The sequence below is a fragment of the Cellvibrio fibrivorans genome, from assembly GCF_031457055.1.
In the GTDB taxonomy this organism is placed as follows: domain Bacteria; phylum Pseudomonadota; class Gammaproteobacteria; order Pseudomonadales; family Cellvibrionaceae; genus Cellvibrio; species Cellvibrio fibrivorans.
Map to the genome: position 1 here is coordinate 447215 of NZ_JAVDVX010000004.1, position 16558 is coordinate 463772.

The following is a 16558-nucleotide window of genomic DNA, read 5'->3' on the forward strand; positions in this document are numbered from 1 at the left end:
AATAAATTTTTTATCCGCTGCAATACCCGCTAGTCAACCGCTAACTGCAGCACCAGAGACTCCAAAGGAGCCAAGCCTAAACTTACACTGGCCGCAGCACCCTTGACCTGCAAACTGAACTGTTTCGCTTGCTTGCCCAAGCGAGACTCAATCATGTAATTGCCCTGTTGCAGGCCCCAGGCTTTCATCAGTGCTACAGGCAGCTGCAGCTCAAATTGGCGCGCCTCGATTGCGCTGAAGTTGCTGACAATTAGCCATCGCTGTTGCTTATCCCAACGGGCAAAAGAAAACACCTTGTCATCATATCCCTTTGCCCGGGCGAGATTGTGAGTATGCAATTCCAAATATTTACCCGCAAAACCGGACTGCTGCAGTGAGAGGTTTAATAGTTGTTGATAAAACCCGCGCAGCTCTTTTTCTTTAGCCGATAACAAACCGCCATCAAATTTTCCGCCATTCATAAAACGCTGGTGCGCCGGCACACCCGCGTAATCAAAAATGGTAGTGCGCGATGGATCGCCAAAACCGGATTCCAGTGCACCCGCCTCCCCCACTTCTTGACCAAAATACACCATCGTAGGCGAGCGACTGATTAATGCCGAGACCACCATCGCCGGTTTGGCTTTTTCAGCGCTACCGGCAAATTCCGGGCTGGCAATGCGCTGCTCGTCGTGGTTTTCCAAAAAGTGCAACATATGTTCATCTATGTCACTCATGCGTGCCTGCACACTGGCGATCACATCCGTCGTGGCTTTACCTTGCATAATCGCTTTTAAACTATCGTACATTTCCACTTTGTCGTAGAGATAATCCATTTTTCCCAAGCGGATATAATTGCGGTATTCCTGCGGGTTGTAGACCTCCGCCAATAAAAATGCATTAGGATTCTTTTGTTTGATCGAAGAATTTAAATAGCTCCAAAATTCCACTGGTACCATCTCCGCCATGTCAAAGCGAAAACCATCTACACCCTTAGCCAACCAATACTCGGCGATCTGGCGGAATTTAATCCAGGAATCCGGCACCGATTTTCCCTGCCAGAATTGCGCGTGGGCAATGACACTTTTTTGCGCATAGCCAGCAGGCAGCTCAGGAAAATCTTTGCTGCCATCTGCGCGAACGCCATAATTAATTTTTACCGTTTCATACCAGTCATCAAATTTCGGCTGAGCGAGACGTGAGCCATTGCCAGTCCATTTCGCGGGGGCTTCTACAAACTTGCCATCGCTAAGTGGATGAACTTCACCACCCAACGGACGATAATTATTTTGAGGAGCAGGTACTTTAAAATTCTCCCCCACCACATAATAAAAATTATTATCGCGCGCATATTCAACACGCGTGTTATCTCGTGCACCAAAATCTTCGACACCGGCAGGTTTACCTAATGAGTGGTAAGAACGCGCCACATGATTGGGCACTATATCGATAATCACTTTCATGCCCTGCGCATGGGTGCGCGCAATCAAGGCTTCAAATTCTTGCAAACGATTGGCGGGATTCTCGGCAAGGTCGGGATTTACGTTGTAATAATCTTTTACTGCATAAGGTGAACCAGCGCGGCCTTTCACTACATCCGGATCATCATTGCTAATACCGTAGGCAGTGTAATCGCGGATCACCGCATGGTGTGGCACACCGGTGTACCACACGTGGGTTACGCCTAATTCTTTAATCGATTTAAGCGCGTCCTCATTAATATCATTAAATTTCCCCACCCCATTTTCTTCAATGGTGCCCCAGGGTTTATTGGTGCTATTGGTGTTGCCATAAAGGCGGGTAAAGATTTGGTAGACAACAGGTTTACCTTGCCCGGATGCAGTGGATTTTACATGTTTGTTTTTATCGACTTGCGTGCAGCCAATGACAGCCACGCACATCAAGGTTACCAACAAGAAGATTTTCATTTGATATTCACGCGTTGGAGTGATGGGCGTCCCCAAGCGGAACTTGGGAACGAGGAATTAAGAGCGGCCAGCACGCTGACCGCCACGGGTTGTAAAAACAATTCTATTGCAGCTCAATAATCAGCGACGATTTTTCGGCAAGCGACAATGGCTTGGTAATATCCACCTCGCGCTTATTGAGCACATCAACTGCTTTTTTCTTGCCATCCAGGAATGCTCGATAGGCGAGTAAAGGATGTGTTACCGCTTGCTTATTTTTATTGAGCAATACCATTACTGCTTTATCATCCACGTAGCGTACATATACATAAACACCATTTTGCGGCGCATAGTGGCGCAACTTACCGCGATGGATAACCTCGGAATTTTTTCGCCAATTCAGCAGTGTTTTTATAAACTGCTGACTTTCTTTTTCTTTGGCAGTTAATCCTGTACCGGTAAATGCATTTTTGGTATCGCCCTTCCAACCACCCGGCATATCCGCGCGCACGGCACCGTCATCGCGTTCTTTAGGGCTGGTCAGCAATACTTCCGAACCATAATAAAATTGCGGGATCCCGCGCATGGTAGCGGTATACACCATTGCCATTTTGAACAGGTCGAGATCTTCATTTAATACAGAGTAGATGCGCGCGGTATCGTGATTTTCAGGAAAGACAACCAGATTAAACGGATCGGCATATACAAAATCATTGGCCAGCATTTCATACAGCCGAACAAAACCCGTATCCCAAGACTCATCTTCCAGTAGTACCTGGCGTAGAGTTTCGTGGATTGGAAAATCCATTACACTCGGCATATGAGATACATGGCCGCTTTTGTTTTCTTTTCCGCGCTGCCAGTGGGCAACGACTGCCGGGTTGGTGCTCCACTCTTCACCGACAATATTAAAATTGGGATATTCATCCATGATCGCTTTTGCCCAGCGCGATAAAAATTGTTCATCGGCATAACCGTAAGTATCTTCGCGGATGCCGCTCAAACCTGCGTATTCAATCCACCACAAACTATTCTGGATTAAATAATTCGCCAGCTGTGGATTGCGCTGGTTTAGATCAGGCATAGACTTCACAAACCAACCACTGACAAATAATTCTTTATCCTGAGGGTCAGCGTAGGGGTCTTGCACTGTAGTACGGCGATGATTGGTGGCAATAAACTCAGCGGGAAAATTCAGCCAATCTTTTGCGGGCATATCATTCATCCACCAATGCTTTGAACCTATGTGGTTGAGCACTATGTCCTGGATCACCCCCATACCTTTTTGTTTGGCCTTGGCGACAAAGCGCTTGAATTCCTCATTGGTGCCGTAGCGCGCATCGGTTAAATACAAATTGGTCGCGGCATACCCGTGATAGGAATATTGCGGCTGATTATTTTCAGTCAGCGGGTTGGGCCATATCTGGGTAAAACCCATATTCGCGATGTAATCCAGATGTTGCGCAATTCCGGCAATATCACCACCGTGACGGCCGCCTTTAAACGTCCGATCTGGCTGCTCGGTTAATCCGGCAACGGCATCGTTTTTAGTATCACCATTCGCGAAGCGGTCCGGGGTAATTAAATAAATGGCATCTTTCGCTGAAAAACCTTGTCGCTGTGCAGAATTTTTTCCGCGCGCAAGTAATTCATATTCAAAACGGCTTTGGATTTTTCCATCATGCTGAAATTCAATGGGAAATTTTCCAGGTTTGGTATGCGCGGCAATATCGATAGTGACAAATAAATAATTGGGGTTATCCGTTTTCACAACGGAAAGGATCTGCACGCCGGGATAATTAATCTGCGGTTGCGTTGCGCTGATATTATCGCCGTGCACCATCAACTCTACCTGATGGTAGTTCATACCCACCCACCAATTGGCGGGTTCGAAATGTTTGATCGCATGGCGATTTTCTTCTACTGCACTGTTGCCCTCCGCCACTACCGGATAGGAAAATAGCAATGTACAGAGCAGAACCAGCAATCCAGAAAGAGAAGGTTTATGCATAGGGAAATGGTCCTTAATTATTATGTTCATGCTCTTTTCTCTTACTTGATCATGCAGCTTTGATCGCTGCCTTTTCCAGCATGGCCAATTGCTCCATATGCGGCTTGAAATTCAGCGCGCAGCCCTGGATATAGCGATGAATATTGTTCAGATCGTATTGGTGCGCCAATTCGTTGCCCGGTTTTAATTGCGCCTGGGTTGGATAAATACCTTTGCCCGCTAACAGGCAGCTCCAGGATACATTGGGGAAATAGGCATCGAGCTTTTGGCGCTCCAACTCATCGGTAATGTTTTTACCCTGCATCCAACTCGTCAAAATAGAGCGCAAGGAATTGGAAATTTTTTCATTGCGGCCATTTTCAATCCAGTAATCCGTATCTGTGCGCGAAGAAATGCGGTAATGGCAGACGATGTAATCGCGCACTGCATCAAAGCGTAAATTAATGCGATTATTAAACTCCTGACGATATTGGTCGCTGTAATTGCCGTTGTTGTAGGCCTCAATAAAACGCGCAACGGTTTCTTGCACCATATCCAATGCAGTTGCTTCAAGTGGCTCAATAAAACCCTGCGCCAAGCCAACGGCTAAACAGTTTTTATGCCATTGCTCTGCGACGCGCCCCACTTTGAATTTCAAATGCCGCGCTTCTATATCGGAATCCAATAAATTCAAATGTGTGCGGAATTCAGTTTCTGCTTTGTCTTTATCGCAAAAACGCGAGCTATAGACATAACCGTTACCATTGCGGTGTGTGAGTGGAATTTTCCATGCCCAACCGTATTTCAACGCAGTCGCCATTGTTTGTACTTCAATCTGCTCTTGTTGGGGCGTTGGGAATACCACGGCTGAATCATTAAACAAGATATCAGCACAACTGATAAACGGCACCTTGAGCGCTTTTTGCAACAACTCGCTGTTAAAGCCGGTGCAGTCAACATAAATATCGGCACTCAGTTGTTGTCCATCGCGCATCTTAAGTGAATTGATGCTGCCATCATCGCCCAACACCACTTCCTGCAAAGTCGCTTGAATATATTTCACGCCTTTACGCGCAGCGACTCTGGCTAAAAATTTTCCCAGCAGCGAGGAATCAAAGTGGTAGCCGTAATTAATTTCAAACGGAAAATTGGGCGGTGCAATAGGCGCTAATTTTTGCCGCGCTAATTCTGTTGCTAAAAAAAAGTGATTGGGATGACCTTCCAGATCAACACCATTGCGACGCAAATGGCTGTTGTGAAAAAAAGCGGGGGCGCTAAATTGATCGGGCTGCGATAAAAACGGATGGAAATAGTCGGTGAATCCCGGTTTGATTGACCAGTCTTTAAAGGTGATGCCGGTTTTGTAAGTGGCTTTGCATTCGGCCATCCACTCGCGCTCATCAACACCAATCACATCCATAAAATGTTTTAACGGTGGTGTTGAGCCTTCGCCCACACCGATGATGCCGATGTCCGGTGATTCCACCAACGTGATGTCAAAGCCTTTGTCTTGCCAATGGGTCGCCATTAGATTCGCCGTAATCCAACCCGCCGTACCGCCACCCAAAATCAACACACGTTTGCCATTCATAACAACACCTATCCATCACTGCCATTTAGTAAAAAACCGCCCGTCAAGTGGGCTCGACGGGCGGTTCCTGATTGCCGCTGGGAATTCCCAGTGTTACTGCAGACTGTTAGAACTTGTAGTTCACACCAACATAGTACTGACGACCAAAGGTTTTGTACTCGCCCAAACGACCTTCCTGGCCGTAGGACAACACCACTGGTTCATCCGTCAGGTTAGTGATTTCAAACACCACATCTACACCATTGTCGAACGCGTAGGACGCTTGATAATCCATAGTGGTGTAGGCTTGGCCAAGCACCGGTGTAGAACTGCCGGGTACAGGCATATTCAACACATACTCATCGCGATAACGCATATTGAGGTTAGTGCTGAATTGGCCGATGTCCCAGAATGCCGTCAACGACCACACATTCTCAGAAAGACCAGGCAATGACAGCTTGTCGGTAAACAGCGAGCCACCGGTAATTTCCATTTCACTTTGAGTGAAAGAATAGCTTGCTGTGGTACCTAAGCCAGAAAAAATTCCGGGCAATGTATCGAAGGTATAAGTACCGGCCAATTCCAAACCGCGAATATAACCGCCCTTCTCGTTGTTCACCGCAGTTTGGTAAGTACCTGCAACCATACCCGCTGGAATTTCCAAGCCATTTGCCTGGAAAATCGGCAGTGTGTCTTCGGTAACAACAACCTGGCCATTTGCATCCAACACCGGGTTGCCGTTGCTGTCGCGTTGAATGGCTGGATTGTAGGAAATATTTTCTACCAGACTTTCGATATCTTTCCAGAAGCCTGCAATAGTCACTGCACCGCCATTGTCAAAATAATGCTCGTAAGACAAATCAAGTTGGTTAGCGCGGAATGGATCCAGATATGGAGAACCTTTGGTCCACACGTTGTATTGGTTGCCGCCGCGATCACCACCGTTCCAGGAACCTGCGCCACCTTTTAATTGACCAGCAGGCGGACGGCCCATTACTTTTGCCGCAGCAAAACGCAATACATCGTTATCGCTCAATTCAAAATTCAGGTTCAAGCTTGGCAGGGTATCGCTAAACTCAGGACCGTACTCAACGTATTTGTAGTTGGTTTGGGTAACACCAACATCATCGGTAATTGGCTCGCCATTACCAGCGCCGACGTTTTGTACACCTTTGGATTTCACATCGGATTTCACATAACGCACACCGATATTACCGGTCACTGGAACGCTGCCCAATGCGGTTTCCAAATTGGCCATTAAGTAGAATGCCTCGGTTTTTTCTTCCAGTGCACCTGACTCTACAAACGTCCAATCGCGACTGAATATTTGCTTACCTTGATAATTACCCGGGCCAAAAAGATCATCGGCCAAGCCTTGCATGTTCACAACGAAGTGATCTGGTGCACCATCAACTGAACCTACAGAAACAAAGCCATCAATTTCTTGTGGCTGACACTCGAGGAAAGGTTCGGTGATATTGTCAGCGCAGTAAGATTGCCAGTTGCCATTGCCATCGACATAACGGAATTGACCATCGCGCGCACCGTAAAGGAAGGTACCGCGACGTGAATCAAACACACGCTCGGAAACACGCACGCCTGCTTCGACAGATTTGATCAACGGCATTTCCAGTTCTTGTTTCAGATCGGCTTTGAAACTTTCCACTTCGTCGGTGTAAACATGTGGATATTCTTCGTAGCGCGACAAACGCATATTGGAACTGGTCAGCAAGTCAGGATTGTTGAATGAAATCGTCGGCGTTTTTTCACCGTTCTCGGTGATGGAAATAGTTTGGCCAGCCAACTCTTCCCAAGTTGCACCCGTCACGCTTGCACCATTCAAGTTGCCAGTGGCGGTACCGAATTGATAGGCGTGCATGGACGCCAAACGATCTTTACGCGTTTTATCGCCTTTGCTGTCGGTGTAATCCAGTGTGAGCGTGGTGGTATCGGTAAGATTAAATTCCAGATTCAAGCCCAGGCTGTCTGAATCAGCATTGGTGGATTGGTCTTCGGTACGTGCTTCAATCCAGGGGGAAGAATCACCGGTGGTTTTCGGATTACCAATACTGATCACACCATTGGTGGCAGTGGCATTCGACAAACCACCTACGGTCACACCGTGGCGTTTATCTTCGGATTCAAATTCGGATTTAAAATAATCCAATTGCGCTTTGAAAAAATCGTTTGGTTGGAACACAGTGGTCAGCATAAATGCATCGCGCTGGTCATCGCCGTAACCGGTTTGGAATTGATAGGCGCGGGCAAAATCAGAATTGGCCGAAGCATAACCAATCTGGCCATCGGCTGCGGCGCGCGAACCGTCAAAGTTGTTCGGTTGCGTCAGGCTGGAATAACCCAGCGCCACACCGAAAGTGTCATCCAAAAATTTGCCTTGGTAAGAGAGGCTATAACGCTCACCACCGGTATCGCCAGTCGCATCATCGTTATGCGACAAACGTACGCCAGCATTGAAGTTATGCTCTTTCGCTGCTTGCAATGGGTTAACGGTTTTGAGTTCAACAACTGCCGCAACACCGCCTTCAATGTGCGATGCTTTAGGTGATTTATATACCGCCGCCTGACTAATTAATTCAGCGGGATATTGGTCGAATGACATCCAACGCAAGCTTTCAGTGTAAGAACTGGTAGTCGCTTGCTCGCGGCCATTCAATGTAGTTTGAATAAAGTCGCCATTCATACCGCGAATATTCAATTGCGATGATTGACCGGAATCGCGCACGGTAGTTACACCAGGGATACGACCCAAGGCGTCAGCAATCGATACTTGTGGCAATGAACCCACCGCAGATGCATCAACAACGTCAGCAACTACGTCAGATTGGCGCTTGGTATCAATAGAATTTAATACAGTAGCACGATAACCGGTAACGGTAATTTCTTCCACTTCTGCCGCTGCTTGCTGCGCATACACCGTCTGCGAGCCAGACACCAGCGCCATAGTGGTCGCTAATGCCAGCATGTGGTTAAACTTGTGTTTCTTCATGATTTTCTCTCCGCGAAGCTATCTTTTATTTTTAACATTATGCGTACAACAACTTATCTATACGCTGTACAGAGGGTTCTGTCGCTAAAATGATAGTAGGCCTTAGGGAGCACCTCTCACAATAGAATGCATACGTATTCAAAACACAGCATACGTATGCATTTACTTTTCACTCTGCAATGATTCTTTATTTCCCTGCCTCCCGCATAAGCCTAGTTGATTAATTTTTTCAATCCAACGTTTCAAAAACGAAAATCAAATAAACAAAAATGTTTAAAGTGCAGATAGCAATAACGAAGCTGAACGAAAAAACTGAAATGGAAATTAAAAAAAGAGGGCATAAAGCCCTCTATCAAGCGAGACTAACGACAAGGAGAACAACTAAAGACAAAACAAACACTAGACCACGCGGGAAATTACTGTGGCATAACCCGGCACTAACAAATTGTTACTTTGGGTAACCACTGAATGGCAACCGTGACCTTCCATTTTTTCCAAATGGTAGCTGCCATCGAGTGAAATAGTTTGTGCATTCGCGGAAAAGTTAAATGCACAAAGCAATTTTTCGTTACCAAAACTGCGGGTAAATACCAAATAATCCTCCGCTGCCGCAACGAACTGAATGTCGCCTAAACGCAAACAGGGTTGTTGTTTACGCCAGTGCATAAAGGTCCGATACGCATTCAGTATTGAACTCTTATCATCTTCCTGCAGGCTAACTGCACGCTCTTTGTGTGCAGCGGGAATTGGCAGCCAGGTTTGTGCTTGCGAAAAACCGGCATGCGCTTCTGTGTGATTCCATGGCATAGGTGTACGGCAGCCATCGCGACCTTTAAAACGCGGCCAGAAGGTAATGCCGTAGGGATCTTGCAATTCATGCTGCGCAATTTCCGCTTCGGTTAAACCCAATTCTTCACCTTGATAACTGCACACACTGCCGCGCAGTGATAATAAAAGTGCATTGAGTGTTTTAGCTAATTGCGGTGACTGTTCTTTTCCGCCCCAGCGCGACATAAAACGGCGCACATCGTGGTTGCCAATCGCCCAGCAAGGCCAGCCTTCCGATAAATTTTTCTCCAGCGTCTCCACAGTTTCGCGAATATAGGAGCCAGATAATTTATCCACTAACAATTCAAAACTATACGCCATGTGCAAACGCGAATTACCGGCAGTGTATTCCGCCATGGTTTTGAGCGAGTCGTCGGCAGAAATTTCACCGAGGGTCACTGTGCCTGGATAGCGATCCATCAAGGCACGTAAATTTTCCAAAAACGCAATATTTTCCGGGCGGGTATTGTCGTAAACATGTTTTTGGAAGGCGTAGGGATTATCCAATGAGAAGCCGCGCCCTTTGCGCTCATCCTCGGGTTTTACCGGGTTGGAGCGCAATTCTTTATCGTGGAAGCAGAAATTAATTGCGTCCAGACGCAGGCCATCCACACCGCGCTTTAACCAGAATTCCACTTCATCCAATATTTGCTGGCGCACAGCGGCACAGTGGAAATTTACATCGGGTTGGGATTTTAAAAAATTATGTAAAAAATATTGGCAGCGACGCGGCTCCCACTCCCAGGCTGAGCCGCCAAAAATGGACAGCCAATTATTCGGTGGCGTGCCATCGGGATTGGGATCAACCCACACATACCAGTCAGATTTAGGATTGTCGCGCGATTCACGGCTTTCCAAAAACCAGGCGTGCTGGTCAGAGGTGTGGCTCAACACCTGGTCGATAATAATTTTAATACCACGCGCATGCGCTTTAGCAATCAATTCATCAAAGTCGGCAAGCGTGCCAAAAATTGGATCTATATCGCGGTAATCACTGATGTCGTAACCAAAATCTTTCATCGGCGATTTAAAAAATGGCGACACCCAAATCGCATCCACCCCAAGGCTCGCGATGTAGTCGAGTTTGCTGATAATACCGGGGATATCACCTATGCCATCATTGTTGGCGTCCATCATACTGCGTGGATATACCTGATATACCACCGCACCGCGCCACCAGGGAGTTGTTGTCATCTGATTGAATCTCTTGTTATTGATCTCATGAACACCGGAGTTGCTATAAAAACAACTACAGCACTAAAACGAGAACTGCGATGTTCGTATTGCGTAGTAACTTACATAGCAACAACATACGCGAGCAATATTTTTTCGCCAAGTGACTACATACGTATGCAAGTCGCCAAGCCAGTTTTTTGCATTGCAAAAACCATAGAATACGTATTCATAAACCACCAATTATTCACGCAGACTGAAAAAACCTGAACTACTCTTTCCTGCATACGTATGCAGGCTGAATACGTATGCAGGCTGAATACGTATGCAGGCTGAATACGTATGCACGCACTTGAGTTGATTCTAGTCAAGGCCTAAGGTGACGAAATAGTCATTTCTGCTATGACGGTTAGTGCTTATATCAATGCGCTACATCGCCGCACAAACAGCCATGACAAGTAAGTTAACAATATAAATAACTCAACTAGCTGTCACTTAACACCCGCCACCGGCATAAAACACGAGAGACTTGTCATGAAAAAAAATCTATTAACGCTGATTATCAGCAGCCTGTTGTTATCCGCCTGTTCAGATCACTCATCGACAAGCTCTAGTGCTCCCGCCGATTCAGTCGCGCCCGGCGCGCCCGGTGCCCCATCGGTATGGGCCTATGCTGGCAAGACCGGTATTGGCACTTCCTTTGAACAATATACCAATGGCGCTTACAGTGACTCGGGCGCAAGTGGCGCCATTTCAAAAGTCTGGTTTTCTGTTGCGCAGGGTGTCCTTACCGAAACCATGTATGGATTGATTCACGAAGCGCAATTGCAGGAGCTGCAATTTTTTATCAAGGGCGATACGTTTCTCGATGAAGAAAAGAAAGACACTATTTCAACCATTGAATATTTAAAAACCGATGCGCTGGGCCGCCCGCAATCCCTCGCCTACAAAATCGTGAATAAAGATAAAGACGGAAAATATGAAATTGAAAAACATATTTTTACTGATCCCGATTCACAAAGCTTAATGATGCGCGTTGTTTTCCGCGCATTTACCGATGGCATAATCCCTTACATTTATGTGAATCCCGCCATCGCCAATACCGGCAGTAATGACAGCGCCAATTTCAGCGACGGTGTGTGGACCGCAACCGATGGCAATAGCAGCATGTCATTAAAAACCAGTGTAGCAGCAGTGCAAAGCGCAGTAGGTTTTGAGGGAATTTCCGATGGTATTAGCGAAGTAAAACAAACGGGTGAGCTCACCAAAACCTATTCGACGACTGGTGCAGACAAAGGCAATGTCGCCTTTGCATTGCAAATGCCTGCCGTAAAAAATGGTGAAAACGCGCAGTGGGATTTGGTGTTGGGTTTTGGTAAAAGCCCAACAGAAAGTACCGCCGCTGCCGAGAAAACCCTCGCCACCGGCTATGACAAAGTACTCGCGCATTACAACGGCGAGGGCGCTGCGATTGGCTGGCAGGATTTTTTACAATCACTCCCCGCGCTGGAAAAATTATCCACCACCGCAACGGATAACGGTAAATTACTTTACACCAGCGCCATGGTGTTGAAAGCTCAAGAAGATAAAACCCACGCTGGTGCATTTATCGCATCACTTTCCAACCCCTGGGGCGACACCAAGCCCGCAGAAAAATCGGCAACAGGCTACAAAGCCGTATGGCCGCGCGATTTTTATCAAGTCGCCATGGCAATGCTCGCACTGGGCGACACCCAATCACCGCGCATTGCCTTTGAGTATTTACAACAAGTGCAAGCGAGCGAAAAAATTGCCGGTTATAGCGGCACACCCGGTTGGTTTTTGCAAAAAACTCACGTGGATGGCGAGCCGGAATGGGTAGGTGTGCAACTCGACCAAACCGGTATGCCCATTATGCTCGGCTGGCGTTTATGGAAAGAGGGCATTTTGAGCGATGCGGATATTTCCAGCTGGTATCAAAAAATGCTGAAACCTGCAGCGGATTTTTTGGTGAATGGCGGTGCCGTCAAAATTATGTGGAATGATACCAGCATCAAACCACCCTACACGCAGCAAGAGCGCTGGGAAGAACAACAGGGTTATTCGCCCTCCACTATCGCCGCTGTTATTGCCGGGCTGGTTTCTGCGGGCGACATAGCAACACAGGCAGGTGACACCGAAGGCGCAACAAAATATTTCGCCGCCGCCGATAAATATGCCAGCGATCTGGAAGCCCGCACTTACACTACCGCAGGTTCGCTCACAGGTGAACAAGGCAATGGCAGTTATTATCTGCGCATTAACGCCAATGAAGACCCAAATGATCACTCAGCGCTGGGTACCAGTAACGCACAAGTCATTGCCGATGAATCGCAAGTCATCGATGGCGGATTTTTGGAATTGGTGCGCTATGGTGTGCGCGCCGCAAACGATGCAAAAATTCTCGAAACCTTGCCTGAATATGACAACGTAAAACTGCCGGATTTATTGCGCACCAAATACGAATTTACCTTCCCCGGCATTGAAGGCAGTTTTCCCGGCTGGCGCCGTTACGGTATCGATGGCTACGGTGAAGATATGGCAACCGGCTTGGGCTATATGGAAGCTAATAACTCCAGCCAGGGGCGCGGACGTGTATGGCCAATTTTTACCGGGGAACGCGGTCACTATGAATTGCAATTGGCAAAAACCAAAGGCGGCTCCGATATAGAAAAACTGCGCAACACCTATGTAAAAGCCATGGAACTGTTTGCCAACCAAGGCATGATGTTACCTGAGCAAGTTTGGGATGGTGTCGGCAGTAATGCCACCTATAATTATCAAATCGGCGAAGGCACCAACGGCGCAACACCACTCGCCTGGACCCACGCGGAATACGTGAAATTATTACGCAGCTATAGCGATGGCAAAGTCTGGGACAGAAATGCGAGCACTGAAGCGCGCTATGTAAAATAATTTCTTCAATTATCCTCATATCCAGGCACTGCCTGGATATGAGTAAAAACAAGAATCCCGTTTTCAATATTATTGAAAACGGGATTTGCTTTTAAATAAAAATAGCAACGCAAAAAAATAAACATCAGTAATAACAACAAAATTAACGCTAACAAAGGCGATACACGATGAAACAACCTACCCTTCCTTTCTGGCAAGTCTGGAACGTCAGTTTCGGCTTCTTAGGGGTGCAACTCGGATTTGCACTGCAAAACGCCAACGTCAGCCGCGTGCTCTCCGATCTTGGTGCTGATTTGCATTCGCTCTCACTCTTCTGGCTCGCCGCACCCATTATGGGTTTGCTGGTACAACCCATCGTCGGCGCCGCCTCGGATCGCACCTGGAACCGTGTTGGCCGTCGTCGCCCTTACATTCTCGGCGGCGCAATTGCTGCCGCAACCGGCATGTTATTAATGCCCAACGCATCGCTCTTTGTTGCATTCATCACTCCCATGTTATTTGGTGGACTGATGCTGGCGTTAATGGACGGCGCATTTAATGTGACCATGCAACCCTTCCGCGCGTTGGTTGCGGATATGGTACCCAATGAGCAGCGCACACTCGGCTACTCCATTCAGGCACTGCTGATTAATATCGGCGCGGTAATCGGCTCTATACTGCCGTTTGTGCTCACCAATATTATCGGCCTGGAAAATACGGCCCCCAAAGGCGAAGTCGCTCCTACGGTTACCTGGGCGTTTTATATCGGCGCCAGCGCATTATTTCTCACTGTACTCTGGACAGTTATTCGCACAAAGGAATATGCACCGGCCGATTACAACCGCTATAAAGGCTTAACCGCAGCCGCGGTGCCAAGTGTTAAACCATCGCTGGGAACACGCCTCGCCAACTTCTGGCAATTATTTATCAATATGCCAAAAACTATGCGCCAACTTGCCGTGGTGCAATTTTTCTCCTGGTTTTCATTATTTATTATGTGGGTCTACACCACACCCGCCATCACCCAATATATTTGGGGCATAGAAGCCAAATGGTTTGACGCAGATTATTTGCATTCGCTCGATGTAATCCCCCCAGAAATTGCTGCCGCAAAAGGTGCAGCAGGTGATTGGGTAGGAATTATTTTTGCTGCCTATTCATTATTTGCCGCGCTATTTTCAATCGTGCTTACACGCATCGCCAATCGCATTGGCCGCAAACTCACTTACTCGCTTTCACTGCTCGCCGGTGGTTTGGGCTATATGAGTTTTTTATTATTCCAAAACGCCGAAGTGGTGCATGTGAATTTGTGGTTGACCGAAGTGGATGTTCCGCAGGGCGCACTGGATTTATTAATTCCCATGATCGGCGTCGGCGTCGCCTGGGCCGCTATTCTCGCCATGCCCTACGCAATTCTTGCAGGCTCATTACCAGCCGATAAAACCGGTGTGTATATGGGAATTTTTAATTTCACCATTGCTGCACCGCAAATTGTGTCGGGTTTGGTAGCAGGGCAAATTTTGAAATATGTATTTAACAACGAGGCGATTTATATTTTAGTACTCGCCGGTGTGTGCATGGTTCTCGGCGCGATTTCTGTGTATTTTGTGCGAGATGCGGGAGAGGAAGGGGATTTGGTGGCGCAGGGGCATTAATACAATTATGTATATTCTGCGATACGGGACAGGAATTAAATCCGTATTGCAGAATGCAAAAATATTGCCAACTACTCTTTAGTTATACGTTCAAGCTTTTTTAATCCCTGATTAACTCTTGCGTTACTTTCTTTTGATTTTTTATCAAGCCGTATAGATTTTATTAACAAAAACAACATTCCAGCAAAAAAAAACAATAAGCCCACTAAAAAATAAAACTTGATTGATAATTCCTCTATCGAAACCCAAATATTCAAAAGTTTTAATCACCCCGAATATTACTATCGCAAAAAGCCAACATGTCCATTTGTAATATTTCATATTAAATCAACATTCCTTGTCACTTATTTCTTAACCGGCTTAGCACCGCAGGAACCACGCACCATTAATTTCGCTGGCAACAACATCGACTCAGGTCTTTCGCCATCAACCAGCAGCAATAAATTTTCTACCAATAACTCTCCGGCGAGCAGTGTGTCTTGTTGCACGGTGGAGAGCGGTGGATGGGTGTAGGAGGCCATGGGAATATCGTCAAAGCCCATCACGGCGACATCATTCGGGATATGCATGCCCGCTTCTTCCAACGCTTTCATTGCACCTATCGCAATTAAATCGCTCGCGCCAAAAATTGCATCAAAAGGCAAGCGACGCTGCAGCAAACTTAGCGTAGCTTTGTAACCTTCTTCCTCCGATGTCTCTGCAGCAACTTGCAACTTTGGGTTTACTTCAATACCAGCTTCTTGCAGCGCTTTGCAGAAGCCATGATAACGGTCGGCAAACTCCGGGCTGTGCTCGGACACATCGCCGAGGAAAGCGATATTTTTTCGCCCGAGCGATAACAAATGTTTTGCCGCGTTGTAGGCACTATTGAAATTATCGCAGCCAATCGACACACCTGGCTGACCTTCCAGCACTGGTCCCCAGGTAATAAAGTGCGCACCCACTTCTGTGAGGTAAGTTAGTTTTTTAACGAAGGTTTCGTAATCGCCATAACCCAAAAAGATAATACCATCGGCACGGTTGGCATCTTCATAATCCGCATGCCAATCTTCACTAAATTGTTGAAAGGAAATCAATAAATCAAAGCCACGTTTGGCTGTCGCGCGAGTGATACTACCAAGCATAGATAGAAAAAAAGGATTGATTAATGATGTGCCTGTGCCCTGATCTTCGCACAATAAAAGCGCAATCGTTTTAGTCTGTTGAGAGCGTAAGCTGCTCGCGTTTTTATCCACTTTGTAATTAAGTTCACGCGCAATTTGCTGAACCTTTAGACGGGTTTCTTCATTGACCAAAGGGCTATTGCGTAGAGCGCGCGAAACCGTGGACTGGGACACGCCGGCGCGGAAGGCAATATCAAAGGATGTGGGTTTATCGTCTTTCAACTCGTTGACCCTCGCGGTGATCCATTTTTGTTGTAATTGTTGTTTTAGCTTTGGTTGCAATAGGGGGTGATACTACATCAACCCCCTTTTTACGTACAGCGCGGGTAAAACGCCAAACCCGGCAATAAAAAAGCCACTCGTGAAAGTGGCT

General features: G+C 46.9%; 8 protein-coding genes. 2 read left to right on the forward strand and 6 right to left on the reverse strand.

The features are described 5' to 3' along the window. Positions 1-29: 29 nt before the first annotated feature. From J2X05_RS13175 to J2X05_RS13195, 5 genes are all read right to left on the reverse strand, one after another. Entirely contained in the window at positions 30-1907 is a 1878-nt protein-coding gene (locus tag J2X05_RS13175) for an alpha-amylase family glycosyl hydrolase (RefSeq protein WP_310073169.1), read from the reverse strand. A gap of 103 nt (positions 1908-2010) precedes the next feature. Beyond that, a complete protein-coding gene (locus J2X05_RS13180) occupies positions 2011-3927 on the reverse strand; it encodes a glycoside hydrolase family 13 protein (protein ID WP_310073170.1) in 1917 nt (638 codons plus the stop codon). 19 nt (positions 3928-3946) lie between these two features. After that, complete coding sequence (locus J2X05_RS13185) at positions 3947-5467, reverse strand: tryptophan halogenase family protein (protein WP_310073171.1); 1521 nt, start codon at positions 5465-5467, stop codon at positions 3947-3949. A 106-nt stretch (positions 5468-5573) separates the two neighbouring features. Next, positions 5574-8453, reverse strand: a complete 2880-nt coding sequence (locus J2X05_RS13190; protein ID WP_310073173.1) for a TonB-dependent receptor — start codon at positions 8451-8453, stop codon at positions 5574-5576. 399 nt (positions 8454-8852) lie between these two features. Then, entirely contained in the window at positions 8853-10475 is a 1623-nt protein-coding gene (locus J2X05_RS13195; RefSeq protein WP_310073175.1) for an alpha-glucosidase family protein, read from the reverse strand. Between the two features lie 513 nt (positions 10476-10988). Here J2X05_RS13195 and J2X05_RS13200 point away from each other — a divergent pair. Next, a complete protein-coding gene (locus J2X05_RS13200; protein ID WP_310073177.1) occupies positions 10989-13388 on the forward strand; it encodes a glucan 1,4-alpha-glucosidase in 2400 nt (799 codons plus the stop codon). A gap of 167 nt (positions 13389-13555) precedes the next feature. Continuing rightward, positions 13556-15022 (forward strand): MFS transporter, encoded by a 1467-nt coding sequence (locus tag J2X05_RS13205; protein WP_310073179.1) that lies wholly within the window; start codon positions 13556-13558, stop codon positions 15020-15022. 344 nt (positions 15023-15366) lie between these two features. On the opposite strand, the gene J2X05_RS13210 is transcribed toward J2X05_RS13205, so the two are convergent. Then, complete coding sequence (locus tag J2X05_RS13210) at positions 15367-16407, reverse strand: LacI family DNA-binding transcriptional regulator (RefSeq protein WP_310073181.1); 1041 nt, start codon at positions 16405-16407, stop codon at positions 15367-15369. Positions 16408-16558: the final 151 nt, after the last annotated feature.